The 16,464-nt window shown below is 58.0% G+C and carries 12 protein-coding genes; 4 read left to right on the top strand and 8 right to left on the bottom strand.

Translation table 11 applies throughout. From position 1 onward, the window contains the following. Positions 1 to 156: 156 nt before the first annotated feature. From ASG55_RS19710 to ASG55_RS19720, 3 genes are all read right to left on the bottom strand, one after another. The gene (locus ASG55_RS19710) at positions 157 to 1,863 is read right to left on the bottom strand and encodes an ATP-binding cassette domain-containing protein (RefSeq protein ID WP_056789900.1); all 1,707 of its coding nucleotides are present in this window, start codon (positions 1,861 to 1,863) and stop codon (positions 157 to 159) included. Between the two features lie 26 nt (positions 1,864 to 1,889). After that, positions 1,890 to 3,077: a YcaO-like family protein gene (locus ASG55_RS26500; RefSeq protein ID WP_082530321.1), complete on the bottom strand. Its 1,188-nt coding sequence runs from the start codon at positions 3,075 to 3,077 to the stop codon at positions 1,890 to 1,892. Positions 3,078 to 3,596: 519 nt separating this feature from the next. Continuing rightward, positions 3,597 to 3,953 carry a hypothetical protein gene (locus ASG55_RS19720; protein ID WP_056789468.1) on the bottom strand — a complete coding sequence of 119 codons (357 nt, stop codon included), beginning with the start codon at positions 3,951 to 3,953 and terminating at the stop codon, positions 3,597 to 3,599. Here ASG55_RS19720 and ASG55_RS26885 point away from each other — a divergent pair. The 3 genes from ASG55_RS26885 (at position 3,952) to ASG55_RS19730 (ending at position 11,016) form a co-directional block, all read left to right on the top strand. Continuing rightward, complete coding sequence (locus ASG55_RS26885) at positions 3,952 to 4,167, top strand: hypothetical protein (protein ID WP_156388204.1); 216 nt, start codon at positions 3,952 to 3,954, stop codon at positions 4,165 to 4,167. The genes ASG55_RS19720 and ASG55_RS26885 overlap by 2 nt on opposite strands. A 79-nt stretch (positions 4,168 to 4,246) precedes the next feature. Continuing rightward, positions 4,247 to 5,641 (top strand): hypothetical protein, encoded by a 1,395-nt coding sequence (locus ASG55_RS19725; protein ID WP_056789471.1) that lies wholly within the window; start codon positions 4,247 to 4,249, stop codon positions 5,639 to 5,641. A gap of 479 nt (positions 5,642 to 6,120) precedes the next feature. Then, positions 6,121 to 11,016, top strand: a complete 4,896-nt coding sequence (locus ASG55_RS19730) for an NAD-glutamate dehydrogenase (protein ID WP_056789474.1) — start codon at positions 6,121 to 6,123, stop codon at positions 11,014 to 11,016. A 61-nt stretch (positions 11,017 to 11,077) separates the two neighbouring features. Here ASG55_RS19730 and ASG55_RS19735 read toward each other — a convergent pair whose 3' ends face one another. The 4 genes from ASG55_RS19735 to pdxR form a co-directional block, all read right to left on the bottom strand. Then, positions 11,078 to 12,376: a hypothetical protein gene (locus tag ASG55_RS19735; protein ID WP_056789477.1), complete on the bottom strand. Its 1,299-nt coding sequence runs from the start codon at positions 12,374 to 12,376 to the stop codon at positions 11,078 to 11,080. Between the two features lie 275 nt (positions 12,377 to 12,651). Next, complete coding sequence (locus ASG55_RS19740) at positions 12,652 to 13,053, bottom strand: cupin domain-containing protein (protein WP_056789480.1); 402 nt, start codon at positions 13,051 to 13,053, stop codon at positions 12,652 to 12,654. A 192-nt stretch (positions 13,054 to 13,245) separates the two neighbouring features. Further along, positions 13,246 to 13,539: a putative quinol monooxygenase gene (locus tag ASG55_RS19745; RefSeq protein WP_016774982.1), complete on the bottom strand. Its 294-nt coding sequence runs from the start codon at positions 13,537 to 13,539 to the stop codon at positions 13,246 to 13,248. A 123-nt stretch (positions 13,540 to 13,662) separates the two neighbouring features. Next, positions 13,663 to 15,096, bottom strand: coding sequence for a MocR-like pyridoxine biosynthesis transcription factor PdxR (gene pdxR / locus ASG55_RS19750; protein WP_056789483.1), 1,434 nt, complete (start codon positions 15,094 to 15,096; stop codon positions 13,663 to 13,665). A gap of 443 nt (positions 15,097 to 15,539) precedes the next feature. Between pdxR and ASG55_RS19755 the strand changes: the two genes are divergently transcribed. Then, a complete protein-coding gene (locus ASG55_RS19755; protein ID WP_056789485.1) occupies positions 15,540 to 15,980 on the top strand; it encodes a carboxymuconolactone decarboxylase family protein in 441 nt (146 codons plus the stop codon). Between the two features lie 179 nt (positions 15,981 to 16,159). Here ASG55_RS19755 and ASG55_RS19760 read toward each other — a convergent pair whose 3' ends face one another. Next, positions 16,160 to 16,462, bottom strand: coding sequence for a hypothetical protein (locus tag ASG55_RS19760; protein WP_041480100.1), 303 nt, complete (start codon positions 16,460 to 16,462; stop codon positions 16,160 to 16,162). Between the last annotated feature and the right edge of the window lie 2 nt (positions 16,463 to 16,464).

The following is a 16,464-nucleotide window of genomic DNA, read 5'->3' on the forward strand; positions in this document are numbered from 1 at the left end:
CCTGGAAAGGGGGTGGCCGGGGCGTTCGGATAACGCCGGGGCTGGGGGCGTTACTTTAATCCATCGTGGGGGGCGGCGACTAACGGCATTTGCGCGATTTGTCAGTATCGGCCCTCGTTTGCACTGCGTGGGGCCGTTTCTGGACGTTTTTGCGATTCAGGTCTGCGTGTGCAAGCTGTGCAATATGACCTTGATGGCGGGGCGCTCAAGTAGTTCGAACCATTTGCCTTCATCAACGATGGCGCCTTGCTGCATGACGAGCACGCGGTCAAAACGATGGAGATGTTCAACATCATGGGTGACACATATAAGGCCCTGTCCAGCGAATGTCTTGAATAGCAAATCCCACACTGGTGTAGCGAGTTTCGGTTCAATCGAAGCACTCGGCTCATCAAACAGATTGAATTTGCCCGGTCGATTCAGAAGTCGCAGCAACGAAAGCCGCTTCGCTTCACCTCCGGAGATATTGGTGGCGTTTTCAGCGATGTGACCTCGGCCAATGATTTCATCAAGCTGGAGGCATTGAATTGCCTCGTTCAATGCTTTCGACTGCTCAACACCGAAAAGTACGGACTGTTCAAAACTTCCTTCCAGGAACTGCGGAGACTGGGGGCTGTAACGCACCGTTTCCAGATGAACGCGAGCATTTAAGCGATCTATGCACAGCTCGTCGATGAACAGCCGGGGCCGCACCGAAAAATCCAGTCCTGCCAGCGCTTCGAGTAACGTCGATTTGCCAGCGCCGCTGGGCCCGATGATCGCAACGGATTGGCCCTGTCGGAAGCTGATCTGGCTGGCAATTGATAGCTGCGCAACACCGTTATGGGTGATCTCGCAGGGCTCGAGCCGTAATGTTGATAGGTTATGCAACGCATCAGAGTCATTGCAGCGATCGTTATCGAAGTCAGCAGTTGCAAGTAATTCTTTGAGTCGCCGTTGATCAGCCGAAAATTGATCCAGCACCCGATAGCCTTCGGTCAGCGCCGATACATTCAACAGGAACGTACCAGCAATAGAGGAAATGGCCACCAACTGACCGACGCTGATACTTGCTTGTCCGGACGTCTGATCCATGACTCCCCAAGCCAACAAACCGCCGGTGGACAGGCTGATAAACAAAATCTTCGCCGCGCTCAACAGTCCGCCCGAGCCTGCTACGGTCACCGCAGCATTGGCGTAGCGCTCAAACGCTCGGTTCAAGGGTTGCAGGGCCGTGCGTTCGGCGCGTTCCAGTTTTATCGATTTACCAGCCCTCAAAGTATTGACCAAGGTTGCACTCAGCTCATCCTCCTGGTCATTAACAGCATCGATGTGTTTTCTGCGCCATCGAATGATCCGGTGAGTTGCATAGAGATAACAGCCACCGAGGCCAGCTAGCGCGCAGAAAACCCAGGCTCCGCCCATATACCAGAATGCGCCGGCCACAATAAGAAATTCCAGGCACAGGGGAAAACCCGTAGTGACGAAGAACATCAGCAACTGTTCGTGGGCAGTGATTCCGCGCTCGACCGACTTGATGAAGTGTCCTACTCGCCACGTGCCAAACTGGGAAAAATCCTTGCCCATCAACCGCGCCATCCAATTGATGGAAGCATCCATGACAATTCGCTGGACGAGCTTTGAGAGCAGCAGCGTTTGCAGGGGGGTGGTCATCGACTGAATGCAACCGGCCAGCGTAAAAGCTGCGGTGAAAAAAAGCAGCGTACGCAGCGTTGTGTGATCGGCATCGTTTAGTGAATCGACGATCTTGCCCAATAACAAAGGAGGGGCCAGGGACAGGATTTTCAGGGTGATGGTCGCGCCTATTGTCATCACCAGCAGGAGTCGATGTTTCTCGCAGGCTGTTCTTATAAATGTCTGCATGAGTATGGGCCTGTGGTCGTTTTGGATCACGCCGTTGGCGTGCTCCTGGTGCCGAGCAAAATGTGCTGAGGAGCTACGGGTTGGCCATTTCTGATTATGTTGAATCGGTCGAGACCCGGGATATAAGTCTGGGTAACTACGTTGGTCCCCGGGTACTCCATGACTGTTCTGAAAAATAGGACTTTGTTCATACCGCTCAGGTTTTTTCGGAGCAAGGCAAGTTGTTCAGGAACAGAGAGTGCAAGCAGGCTTTTTGGCGGCGCCAGGGTATTGAGTTTCAAGTTTTTAACGGGTGCAAAGTCTATCAGCTGTTTCAGTTTCTCGGATTGACAAAGCACATCAAGTACCTTTCGGTCCGCGATTTCATCGTTGGCGTCGTATAAGGCGTTTGATTGGAATTGCTCCGTTACCGCTCTTTGGATGGCGATAAATATGTCCAAAGAACAGCCGGAGCCGATTGCGGATATATGTCGGTCGCCGGGGCCGGTTCGTGGGAATGCAACCGCCAGATAAACTTCTGACTCGTCTTTGATAATGATGATCTGCAAAGCTTCGGCAGCCCGTAGCGCGTATGAGTTGTTGAACAGGGCTTGCGCAAGCAGGGGCGCCGACGGTGAGTAGAGATCTATCGCAGGTATCAGTCTGCAGACGGCCATGAAAAACCGGGACAACAGGTGTCGCTCAATCAGTTCCAGGGTACCGTGCAGCAGTGCTTCTGATTTCGTGCAGCCGAAAGCAGTTCCTGAGTTAGAGGCGTAGCGATTTAAAAAGCGCGTCGGTTGACTCGTTGTTTTACGTTCATCTTTGACCGGATACAGCAGGGCGCATGGCACAAAAAGCCCGGCGCAGCCGTCGAGTGCTGCAAGCTGCAGACACTGTAGAGGCTCGATGTTTTTTCGCAGACTTGTGAAAATGCCGTCCGACTCGACCCCGTTCTGCGAAGCGATGTCACTGCAACCAAGCGTTGTGCAAAATGGCGGCTCGGCGTGAAACATCGCGTAGTGCTCAAGGCTTTCAGCAAGTGCACCTACAAGCGCGTCGGGACCTTTGCCTGCGCCTGATTCAATCAGCGTGTCGTATTCGTTATAGAGTTCGGCAGTAGCGACCAGATTACCGTCATCGACATAGCGCACTCGCGCTTTCAAACCCAGTGTCTGGATAACATTGTTTATTCGGACAAACGCTTCGCTGGATGAAATCTCACGCTCTGACATGGTGAGCCTCGTAGGCTTGAATGCCGAAAGATCGACTTTCGGCATTTTCAGGATTGGCTGATCGGGAGGCCGAGTCAGCGGGTCAGTGAGGCGAAGAAGTCCAGTTCCGTCGCCAGGAAACCTTCAAAGTGGCCCGAGCCATAAGGCAAATCCTCGAAGGTGTTTATTTCAGAACGTTTTCTACCCATTACATATGACTCCATTGAATATCACGTTGTCGGCACTTTTTTGTGCGCCGAGCTTGCATGTTTTTTTGCAAGCGCAACGAGTAATAACAAGGGAGGGGTGGGCCCGCAATCAGACGGCTTCCGATGATTGCGTAGGGCACTTCTTGAGGAGTAGTAGGATCGAGCTTCGTGCTGTTAAACACAGCGGCGTTCTATGCGGAAAATTAGCGCGAATTATGGTTTTCAGGTGTTTAGAGCTTGTAGAGGTATCGATCAGCGTGGAATTAATGACGATGGCATAAGGGGCGATCAAATGCCGTCGTCATTTATCTTGTCATGCGAGCCGACCTGGTTATTCCAGATTAATTACAAAAGTTCCTGTCCCATCGAGAATATTCTTCAAGGTCTCAACAACCTCTTCCATATCCACCATATCCGGGTTGAAAGCGATCTCCAGCACATCATCCCCATTCAACGCATCGGCATCCGCCGCAGCAATCTCGATCTTCAGCAGTTCCGACGTCAGCGTGACCTTCACGCCGTCAAGCGTCGACGGCTCGCCATCCAGGGTGATCTCCAGCTCATCCTCATCCGGATAACGGCTCATCAGGAACATCTCACCCTTGTCGCTGTGGCAGCAGAGCATGGCCATGTTGTCTTCTTCGTCGTCGCACGGGTTGACGATCAGTAGGGCGGTGGTCATTTGCATGGGTGAAATCCTGGGCAGTGGCGGCGGTGAATCTGTTCGAAGGCGCGATTTTGCCAGTCTCTGCTCGTTCGCGCTGCCTGCATCGGCAAAAAGTCGCAAAGCAGGAAATTTCCGTCGCCCGGTTCCGAGTAGCGAGAAGGGAAAATCCGACGCCAGCGTAAGGCAATTACCGGATGCGCAAAATCCACCCGAAATTGCGATTTTTCGCTTGTGATCGCCACCGTTTTGCCGTTAGTTTCGCCGCTCTTGCGCAACGGAGTGCGTTACCAAAACCCCGAAAAAGGACCTTTGCCATGACTCAATATTTCGAACGCGCCGAAGAAATTCGCCACCTGTCTGACGAACAGATCGAGGAGATCTACAAGCGCTATCTGGAAGGTGAGAAAACTTCGCAGCTGATGGCGCAATTCCAGATTCCTTCCACGGTGCGCAGTCTGCTAAAAGTTCTGCCACCGATCGTCAGCACAGACCTCACCTGTCCTTACTGTGAACTGCCGATGTGGATGCGCCGCTACGCCAGGGGAACTCCGCTTTCGTTGCGCAGTGCATTCAAATGCGTCCGCTGTGAGCACCAGCACAGTGTCCCCGGCGCCAATGGCCGCCACGCAGCGTGCAACTGCACAGAATGTTTCAAGGTTCGCCAGCAGCAACTGGCCGCCCGGGCAGCGCGGGACCGTCTGGAGTTGCAGGCCAGATATGGCGCGCAACTCCCTGCAGTGCCTTACGCCAATCTGGGCTTTGTGCAGAAGTTGACGTTGCTTGCCTTGCTCGATGATGGCTACGGCGCAAACGTTGAATGGATTGCGCCGTTGAACGCGCCATCCCGAGAGGAGCTGCTCGCCCTGACCTTCGAGGCGCGGGAAGAGTTGCTCAAAGACCTGCACGAAGCCGGGGTGCTGGCGGTTTCCACCGAATCCGATATCAACGCCTTCGATCGCAGCGAGGGTTGCAGTATTCGCGAGTACAGCGCCGTGCGCTGGCTGCCCAACGTCACGCTGGATGGCGCGGCGCGCAGTAACCGAGAGAGTCTGTATCTGGCGCTGTATCAGGAATTGTCGGGCAGCGTAAAGGCTGCCTGGAAGAGCGAAATCTATTCGCTGGTCTTCAGTCTCGCCCGCGAAGAGTCGCTTCAATACATTCGTGTGCTGGCCAGTGAGGTGGATTTCGCCTTCACGGCCGAAGCCCGTGCCGATGAGGTGGTCGGGCAGTTGTTGCAGGACTTCTCGGTGAGTCAGTTGTATTACTTCGCCCGCTTGGCGGTACGAAACGCCGCGCACTTTTATGCCACCGGCAATTCCAAAGGGCGCAGTCACGCCTCCAACACCATTCCGCGCAACATGCTGGGCACGGCGCAGGACGCGCTCGTCCGTAACTGGCGCAAGAACGGCCATCGTGATGCGCGGGTGCCGCAGACAGCCTTGCAGCGACTGCTTTACGACGTAGTGCTGAAGGACAGCGGCGCCGGATTCTCAAAGTCGCCGGGCATGTACTGGCGCGACGAACTGGTTCCGCAATTCTTCAGCGCCGTAGCGTTCGACAGCGACTTGCTGGGCAATCTGCGCCTGTTCTGCCGCGAATGCGATTCGAGCAACATTGACGCCAGCATGGACAAGCAGATCCTGCAGACGATGTGCTACGACTGCGCCACGGTGAGCAAATTCAGAGCCTTTGAGGAACTGCCGGACTGATCCGCGTCAACCGCCAGCGCTGAACCGGATGCCACGCTCAGGGTCGATAACAGGGCCTTGGGCGTTTTCGTTTCCGGATATGTAACGTTCCCAAGGATTGTCCTGGCACGAAAGTCCCGTGAAACCGGGGTATCGAGCCTGCATTTCAGCTCACGCCTGCTAGTGTTGATGCAGGCCAAACCCTGCATTTACGTGCCAATGACCGAATATGTCGCAGCACCGCAAGCAGACACATTGTCGCACCCATTAAGCTGCGCAACGGATGAGCACCCGTAAAGGCATTGTCGGCAGTGCTGGCAGTCGCTTTTGCAGATGCTCATTCATGGAAGGTGAATGTGACCTGAGTGTCCCGTCCAGCTTCACCCACCTGTCTCCCTGTTTCCTCTGCCCGAGAATCAGGAACAGGGCGACACCAGCCCCGAAAGGGGTGTTGCACGCGACGCTTTCCATCAATAACAAGCTTAAGCGGAGTACCACAGATGGCGTTCTTCACCGCAGCCAGCAAAGCCGACTTCCAGCACCAACTGCAAGCGGCACTGGCGCAGCACATCAGTGAACAGGCACTGCCACAAGTGGCGCTGTTCGCTGAACAATTCTTCGGCATCATTTCCCTGGACGAGCTGACTCAACGTCGCCTCTCCGACCTCGCTGGCTGTACTCTCTCTGCGTGGCGCCTGCTTGAGCGCTTCGATCACGCGCAACCGCAAGTGCGTGTCTACAACCCCGATTACGAACGTCACGGCTGGCAGTCGACCCACACCGCGGTCGAAGTGCTGCACCACGACCTGCCATTTCTGGTCGACTCGGTGCGTACCGAGCTGAACCGTCGCGGCTACAGCATTCATACCCTGCAGACCACCGTGCTCAGCGTCCGTCGTGGCAGCAAGGGCGAATTGCTGGAAGTCCTGCCAAAGGGCAGCACCGGCGAAGGCGTGCTGCACGAATCGCTGATGTACCTGGAAATCGACCGTTGCGCCAACGCGGCCGAACTGAACGTGCTGAGCAAAGAGCTTGAGCAGGTGCTCGGTGAAGTGCGCGTCGCCGTCGCTGATTTCGAGCCGATGAAAGCCAAGGTGCAGGACATCCTCACCCAGCTCGACAACAGCGCCTATCCGGTCGATGCCGACGAAAAGAACGAAATCAAGAGCTTCCTGGAATGGCTGGTGGGCAACCACTTCACCTTCCTCGGCTACGAAGAGTTCGTGGTTACCGATCAAGCCGATGGCGGCCACATCGAGTACGACCGGAACTCCTTCCTCGGCCTGACGAAACTGCTGCGCACCGGCCTGACCTACGAAGACCTGCGCATCGAAGACTACGCCGTGTCCTATCTGCGCGAACCGACCCTGCTGTCGTTCGCCAAGGCTGCGCACCCGAGCCGTGTGCACCGTCCGGCTTACCCGGATTACGTGTCGATCCGTGAAATCGACGCCGACGGCAAAGTCATCAAGGAACACCGCTTCATGGGCCTGTACACCTCGTCGGTGTACGGCGAGAGCGTGCGGGTCATCCCGTTCATCCGCCGCAAGGTCGAAGAAATCGAGCGCCGCTCCGGCTTCCAGTCCAAGGCTCACCTGGGCAAGGAACTGGCACAGGTCCTCGAAGTGCTACCGCGTGACGACCTGTTCCAGACCCCGGTCGACGAACTGTTCACCACCGTGATGTCGATCGTGCAGATCCAGGAACGCAACAAGATCCGCGTGTTCCTGCGCAAAGACCCGTACGGTCGCTTCTGCTACTGCCTGGCCTACGTGCCGCGCGACATTTATTCCACTGAAGTGCGCCAGAAGATCCAGCAAGTGCTGATGGAGCGCCTGAAGGCGTCCGATTGCGAATTCTGGACCTTCTTCTCGGAATCCGTGCTGGCCCGTGTGCAGCTGATCCTGCGCGTCGATCCGAAGAACCGTCTCGACATCGACCCGCTGCTGCTGGAAAAAGAAGTGGTTCAGGCCTGCCGCAGCTGGCAGGACGATTACGCCGCACTGACCGTCGAGAGCTTCGGCGAAGCCCACGGCACCAACGTGCTGGCCGACTTCCCGAAAGGCTTCCCGGCCGGCTACCGCGAGCGTTTTGCTGCGCATTCGGCCGTGGTCGACATGCAGCACCTGCTGAGCCTCAACGAAAAAAATCCGCTGGTGATGAGCTTCTATCAGCCGCTCGGTCAGGTCTCCGGCCAGCGCGAGCTGCATTGCAAGCTGTATCACGCCGACACGCCGCTGGCGCTGTCCGACGTCCTGCCGATTCTGGAAAACCTCGGCCTGCGCGTACTGGGTGAATTCCCGTATCGCCTGCGCCACACCAACGGCCGCGAATTCTGGATTCACGATTTCGCATTCACCGCCGCTGAAGGTCTCGACCTCGACATCCAGCAACTCAACGACACCCTGCAGGACGCGTTCGTCCACATCGTGCGCGGCGATGCCGAGAACGATGCGTTCAACCGTCTGGTGCTGACCGCCGGTCTGCCATGGCGCGACGTGGCGCTGCTGCGTGCCTACGCCCGCTACCTGAAGCAGATTCGTCTGGGCTTCGATCTGGGTTACATCGCCAGCACTTTGAACAACCACACCGACATCGCTCGCGAACTGACCCGGTTGTTCAAGACCCGTTTCTACCTGGCGCGCAAGCTCGGCAGCGACGATCTGGAAGACAAGCAACTGCGTCTGGAACAAGCGATTCTGACTGCACTGGACGATGTTCAGGTGCTCAACGAAGACCGCATCCTGCGTCGTTACCTCGACCTGATCAAAGCCACCCTGCGCACCAACTTCTATCAGACGGATGCCAACGGCCAGAACAAGTCGTACTTCAGCTTCAAGTTCAACCCGCATGCGATCCCTGAGCTGCCAAAGCCAGTGCCGAAGTTTGAAATCTTCGTTTACTCGCCACGCGTCGAAGGCGTGCACCTGCGCTTCGGCAACGTTGCTCGTGGTGGCCTGCGCTGGTCCGACCGTGAAGAAGACTTCCGTACCGAAGTGCTCGGCCTGGTAAAAGCCCAGCAAGTGAAAAACTCGGTCATCGTGCCGGTGGGTGCGAAGGGCGGCTTCCTGCCGCGTCGTCTGCCACTGGGCGGCAGCCGTGACGAGATCGCGGCGGAGGGCATCGCCTGCTACCGCATCTTCATTTCCGGTCTGTTGGACATCACCGACAACCTGAAGGACGGCGCCCTGGTGCCGCCGGTCAATGTCGTGCGTCATGACGACGATGACCCGTACCTGGTGGTCGCGGCGGACAAGGGCACTGCGACCTTCTCCGACATCGCCAACGGCATCGCCATCGACTACGGCTTCTGGCTGGGTGACGCGTTTGCCTCCGGTGGTTCGGCCGGTTACGACCACAAGAAAATGGGCATCACCGCCAAGGGCGCGTGGGTCGGCGTACAGCGCCACTTCCGCGAGCGCGGCATCAATGTTCAGGAAGACAGCATCACCGTGGTTGGCGTCGGCGACATGGCCGGCGACGTGTTCGGTAACGGCCTGTTGATGTCCGACAAGCTGCAACTGGTCGCTGCGTTCAACCACATGCACATCTTCATCGACCCGAATCCGAACCCGGCGACCAGTTTCGTCGAGCGTCAGCGTCTGTTCGACCTGCCGCGTTCGGCCTGGACCGACTACGACACCAGCATCATGTCCGAAGGTGGCGGTATCTTCTCGCGCAGCGCGAAGAGCATCGCGATATCGCCGCAGATGAAAGAACGCTTCGACATCCAGGCTGACAAGCTGACCCCGACCGAACTGCTCAATGCCTTGCTCAAGGCGCCGGTGGATCTGTTGTGGAACGGCGGTATCGGCACCTACGTCAAGGCCAGCACCGAAAGCCACGCCGATGTCGGCGACAAGGCCAACGATGCACTGCGCGTCAACGGTAACGAGTTGCGCTGCAAAGTCGTGGGCGAGGGCGGTAACCTCGGCATGACCCAACTGGGTCGCGTGGAATTCGGCTTGAATGGCGGCGGTTCCAACACCGACTTCATCGACAACGCCGGTGGCGTGGACTGCTCCGACCACGAAGTGAACATCAAGATCCTGCTGAACGAAGTGGTTCAGGCCGGTGACATGACCGACAAGCAACGCAACCAGTTGCTCGCGAGCATGACCGACGAAGTCGGCAATCTGGTGCTGGGCAACAACTACAAGCAGACTCAGGCCCTGTCCCTGGCGGCGCGCCGTGCCTACGCGCGCATCGCTGAGTACAAGCGTCTGATGAGCGATCTGGAAGGCCGTGGCAAGCTGGACCGTGCCATCGAATTCCTGCCGACCGAAGAGCAACTGACCGAGCGCGTCGCTGAGGGCCACGGCCTGACCCGTCCTGAGCTGTCGGTGCTGATTTCCTACAGCAAGATCGACCTCAAAGAGCAGCTGCTGGGCTCGCTGGTGCCGGACGACGACTACCTGACCCGCGACATGGAAACGGCGTTCCCGCCGACCCTGGTCAGCAAGTTCTCCGAAGCCATGCGTCGCCACCGTCTGAAGCGCGAGATCGTCAGCACCCAGATCGCCAACGATCTGGTCAACCACATGGGCATCACTTTCGTGCAGCGACTCAAAGAGTCGACCGGCATGAGCCCGGCGAACGTGGCTGGCGCTTACGTGATCGTGCGCGACATCTTCCACCTCCCGCACTGGTTCCGTCAGATCGAAGCGCTGGACTACCAGGTTTCCGCTGACGTGCAGCTGGAGCTGATGGACGAGCTGATGCGTCTGGGCCGTCGCGCCACGCGCTGGTTCCTGCGTGCCCGCCGCAACGAGCAGAACGCTGCCCGTGACGTCGCGCATTTCGGTCCGCACCTGAAAGAACTGGGCCTGAAACTCGACGAACTGCTCAGCGGCGAAATCCGCGAGAACTGGCAGTCGCGCTATCAGGCGTACGTCGAAGCCGGTGTGCCGGAATTGCTGGCGCGTATGGTGGCGGGTACTTCGCACCTGTACACGCTGCTGCCGATCATCGAAGCCGCAGACGTCACCGGGCAGAACCCGGCCGAAGTGGCCAAGGCTTACTTCGCCGTCGGCTCTGCACTGGACATCACCTGGTACCTGCAACAGATCAGCGCTCTGCCGGTTGAAAACAACTGGCAGGCTCTGGCCCGTGAAGCGTTCCGTGATGACGTCGACTGGCAGCAACGGGCGATCACCATCTCCGTCCTGCAACAGGGCGACGGCTCGCAGGACGTGGAAGCACGCCTGGCGCTGTGGATGGCCCAGCACGAAAGCATGATCGAACGCTGGCGCGCCATGTTGGTGGAAATCCGTGCTGCGAGCGGTACGGACTACGCCATGTACGCGGTGGCCAACCGTGAACTGCTGGATCTGGCGTTGAGCGGGCAAGCAATCGTGCCTGCGATCACTGCGAATGCCGAGCTTGAACTGGCGTAAGTAGTGGCTGAATGAAGAAGCCCCGCTCTCGAAAGAGGCGGGGCTTTTTCTTGTCTGTCATTCAGAACGTATCGGCGCAGCGAAAGGCGAAGCTACCGACGCCGTCCGTACGGGGCAGGGATGTTCCGGCTACGACAATCTGATTGTCCTGAATGGCAAGACCTCCCGCCATGTCGAGCACGCCGGTCAGATTGATGACCAGCACACCGTCGTCGGCAAAATCGCGATCTGGATAGCCGTCCGATTTGAACTGGGCAATGACGATTTCCGAGTCTTGTTCGCCGTGGGTGCTGGAAAGCACAACGATGTGTCCGTCCCTCAGCGTGCCAGCAGTCCATTGGATGCCCAAAAGGGCTTTTGGATAGGACGTCAGGACTGGCCTCCCTTCATTGAAATCGATGGCGTATTTCCCATGCCTGTCGACGCATACCAGGAGGCCCCTGTTAACGAAATCAATGGAGCGGGCGCTACCTATGCCAAGGATGTTGCCGCCAGGCATTTCGACCAGTTGGTTGATCTGACTGAGCTTGTCCAGGCGGCCGAACAGGGCAAAACCGTTATCGGCAAAGCTGCTGACAGGTTTACCTGCGGCGTCGAAGAGGGCGATCATTGCGCGGTAGCCGACATTGCTTGAGACGCTGCCTGCGATGGCGAATTTGCCGTCCTGGAGCCGGATCAGTGAGCCAGCCCACGTGAAGTTGGCCAGGTATCGAATCACGACGTAACCCTTTCCCTGGCCAAACGCAGTGTCCAGAGCCCCGTTGCTTTGCAGTCTGATCAAAAGACCGCATTGGTCATTGGGGGAATATCGATGGTTGCTCAACACCATCAGTTTTCCGTCGTCCAGTTCAATGGCATGGCCACTGTAATCGGATGCCGTAGTGCGTTTTTGCCCAATTTCGATGTCGGACGACGTGAGGGCGGGCGACGGAATCGGATCAACGAAGACTACGCCGTTGACGCCAAATGCGGTCTCGGGCGTTCCGTCATTGCGAAACATTGCCAGGCAGCGTTGTGGCTGTGCGTATTCGTGTAGATAAAAGGCACCCTGAAGCAACAGATTTCCGTTCTTGAGGATGCTGATGCTGCCACCCGTGGATTTATAGCCCGGAGCGAAAACCCCGCTGGCCACGCCATCCCGGGCAAACGAAGTGTCCTGTGTGCCATCAGGCTTCAATCGCACAATGGCGAACTTGTTGCCCGGACTTGCGGCGATCAGCAGCTTGCCGTCCGCCGCGACGGCAACTGCGTTGGCGAATCCGTTTTCCTGATCGGGATATTTAAACCAGGTGAGGCCATTTTTATCGGGGCCGAAAGTGGGGTCCAGATTATGCACAACGGTGTCTTTTACTTCAGTCATGGTCTGCTCCTCGAATACGCTGTTTTTGCGTAAAGCGATCAGTCGATAGGGACCGGCAAATCAACGCAGTGCTGGTATTTGGGGAGCTTTCGGTCGCGCTGTCCACTGTCAGACCTGACAGTGGACAGCGGCGGATGATTGTGGATTTGGAAGACGGAATGGCCTGTCTTGCCGGGGATTTAATGTCTGAGGGATTTTGTGGTGTCTGGTCTGGCGCCTTCGCGAGCAGGCTCGCTCCCACGGTTGATCGCATTCCAAATGTGATCAGGCAGCCATCAGTTTTCCAGCGGGATCAGCACCTGCTCGTTCGGGGCCATCACCATGAACACCAGCAACTTGGCAGGCTTGGTTGAGCTCGCGTTTTTCGACACCAGATGCTCGGAGCCGGCCGGCTCGTACCAGTACTGGCCCTTTTTGTAAGTGATCGCCTGTTCGCCTTTGACTTGGGAAATCACTTCGCCGTCGAGCACGTAAGCCATCGCCGTGCCTTCGTGCTTATGGGCGATCGAGGATTGCCCGGGCTGGTAGTCGACTTCGATCATCATGGCTTTCTTGCCGGGGGCGTTTTTCAGCAGTTGGTCCTGCAGGACGGTGATTTTTTCGGATGGGTCGTGGGCCATTGCCGAAGCGGAGAGGGTGAAGGCGAGGGCGGCAGCGACGAGGTGCAGGGCTTTCATGGCGGGTTACCTGTGATGGTGGGGGTGTGCTCACAGTAGGCCGCAATGTGGCCGGTTCAAACGGCCAATATTCGCGAAGATCAGGTGACCAATTCTGGTTCAAAAGCAAAGATCGCAGCCTTCGGCAGCTCCTACAGGGGAACGCATTCCAGAGTAGGAGCTGCCGAAGGCTGCGATCTTTTGATCTTGCTTTTAGACGATAGGGAAGCTGTTGAAATCGACGCTATTGGCCAGGCGGCTATCGATCAGGTCGATAAACCCCTGTGCCTCGGGCCGGTTGAAATGCGCCTGCATCGCCGCTTCCGACTGCCAGCGCGCGCTGACCGTCCAGCGGTGGCTGTCCTCGGGGCAGCGGTCGACCAGGTAGGAATCGCAGCCCGGAGTTTCGCGCAGGGTGTCGACGATCTTCTGCAATTGCTTGCCAAGCTCTTCCGAGCGGCCCGCAACAGCCTTCACCTCAACCGTGTTGATCACTTCGTTGGACATTGCTCACACTCCTGAATCAGGCCGGACGAATCCTGCTCACTGAGGGATAACGCCTGTGCAGAATAGGCCTGCCGCCATGAATCACCAATAACCAATCGGCGGTAAAAGCCTTATACCAACGGCTCATGACAGCTGTTCGAGGATGTCGCGCAGGCGATCGAGGGCAATGTCGATGTCGAGGGTTTCGATGGCGCCGAAACCGAAGTAAAGGCCTTCTTTCGCCGGCTGCTGGTAGTAGAAACCATTGATCGCATACAGGCCGACCTCAACCTTTTTTGCCAGCTCGATGACCAACGGCAGATCGATAGGCACCTTGCAGAACACCGCCATGTGAAACCCGGCACTGGCCGGCACGGCTTGCAGCCATGGCGCAAGGTCGGTGGCCATCCGCGCCAGAATCCGCTCGCGACGTTGCGCGTAGATCGTGTGGCAGCGACGGATGTGCTTGAGCAGGCATCCCTCAGCGATGAACTTGGCCAGCGCCCATTGCGGCAGGGTCGAGGCGTGCAGATCGGTCAACTGCTTGGCGCGAATCACCGCTTCGATGATCGACGGCGGCAGGATCGCGTAGCCCAGGCGTAACTCCGGCAACAGGGTTTTCGAGAAGGTGCCGACGTAGGCGACGATGCCGCGCTGATCGAGGTTGTACAGCGAATCGGTGGGCCGGCCCTCGTAGCGGAATTCGCTGTCGTAGTCGTCCTCAATGATGATCGCGCCGAGCTCGTGGGCACGGGCGAGCAGGGCCTCGCGGCGCGCCTGACTCATCGCCATGCCCAGCGGAAACTGATGCGATGGCGTCACATAGATGAGCCGGGTGCCATCGGGAATGTGCTCGACCTGAATGCCCTCGGCATCCACCGGCACCCCGACCACCTCCGCGCCATGCGTGCCGAACAACAAGCGCGCGGGCGGATAGCCGGGGTCTTCCATGGCCACCAGACTGCCGGGACGGGTCAATACGCGGGCAATCAGGTCCAGCGCCTGCTGCGCGCCGTTGCATACGACGATGTCCTCGTCCTGACAGTTGATGCCACGGGAAAACGCGATGTGCCGAGCGATCGCATTGCGCAGCGCCGGCAAGCCTTCGGCGACGCTGTAGAAACCTTTCGACTGCGCCATCTGCCGCATCGCGTGGGCGACGCAGCGGCGCCAGTCGTCGTGGGGGAACTGGCCTTTGCTGGTGGCGCCGCCGATGAAGTCGTAGCGCAGCGAACCTTGCAGCGTCGGGTGACGGAGGAGCACCGGCAGATTGCGCCAGCTCTCGATCACCTCGGCACTGGCCAGCTCGGTGTGGCTCTGCTTGCGCTGCACCTGTGCCGGGCGGGCGTTGACGTAGGTGCCTTTGCCGATCACGCCGGTGAGGAAGTTTTCGTAGGTCAGCTGCGCATAAGTGTCGGAAATGGTCTTGCGCGAAATGCCCAATTGCTCGGCCAGCAAGCGGCTCGGCGGTAACTGCGTACCCGCCGCCAACCGCCCGGATTCAATCGCCGCGCGCAGCTGCTGATACAACTGACCGGCAAGATCCTTGCGGCCGTTGATCACGACATGAAGTTCCATACCGACGAGGCTCCCGGGTGTTGAGTGAAGTGTCGGTCAGATTAGCGTTGTTGGGCTTATGGCAGTAGTTGCGTGGAGTAAATACCGCAAATTGGCGCAAGTCCCTGTGGGAGCGAGCCTGCTCGCGAAAGCGGTCTGTCATTGAACAGATTCGTTGTCTGACACTCCGCTATCGCTGGCAAGCCAGCTCCCACAGTTTTTGCGGCGTGCACAAATCTTGTGAACGAAGTTAAACCTTGTGGGAGCTGGCTTGCCAGCGATGGCGGTGGTGCAGTGGATGAATATTTGTCTGGGAAACCGCTTTCGCGAGCAGGCTCGCTCCCACAGGTATTGCGTTTGGCCGAGGTTCATTGGTGTAGCCGGAATTCATGGAATTGGGGCTGTAACACAGCCCTCACAGCCCTTACCGTGAACTCATCATTCCGCCTGCCGAGAGCCGCGCCATGTCCCTGCGTCTGGATTACTACAACGCTTCGCCCAAGGCGATGAAAGCGATGCTTGCCATGGAGGCGCTGACCAGCAACCTGAGCATCGAAGCGCCGCTTCTGCAATTGATCCGGATCCGCGCTTCGCAACTCAACGGCTGCGCCTTCTGCACTGACATGCATTCGGTGGACGCGCGGCGGGCCGGGGAGAGCGATCGGCGCCTTTACGCGATCGCGGTGTGGCGCGACAGCAACTTCTTCAACCCTCGCGAACGGGCGGCGCTGGCCTGGGCCGAGGCGGTGACGCTGTTGGCCGAAAGCCACGTGCCGGATGACGTCTACCAGCAAGCGCGCGAGCAATTTGATGAAGGTGAACTGGTGGACTTGACGGTTGCGGTCAGCAACATCAACAGCTGGAATCGTTTGGCTGTCAGCTTCCGTCAGACCCCGAGTGACTGAAAGCACCCATCCCTGTGGCGAGGGGATTTATCCCCGTTCGGCTGCGCAGCAGACGCCAAAACGGTGAAATCGGTTTATCTGACAGATCAGAGTCAGGCGACTTCGGGGCTGCTGCGCAACCCAACGGGGATGAATCCCCTCACCACAGGTGCTAAATCCCTCAGCACCCACAGTGCGATTCAATTCGCCGGCCGCTGCGGTTTCACCGAGGTGCCAAACGTATTCCCCATCCGCGTACTGGTCGCAGCCGGGGTCGCCAGTCCGACCTGATTCGGCGCGCGCTTGTGCACCGGCACATTCAACGCTTCCATGTTCTTCTGCGCCGCCGCCGCGCCGTCGGGATTGTTGCCCATCTGCTGGCTCAGGCAATCGTAATTCGGCGCCTTGTAACCGCCGACCGTGACCTCGACACAGCCCAGCGGCTCTTCCGCCTGCGCCGCGCCCACCGTCATCAGCAAGACCCACATCCACCGCGTTTTCATGT

The sequence above is a fragment of the Pseudomonas sp. Leaf434 genome (genome assembly GCF_001425545.1).
GTDB lineage: Bacteria > Pseudomonadota > Gammaproteobacteria > Pseudomonadales > Pseudomonadaceae > Aquipseudomonas > Aquipseudomonas siliginis.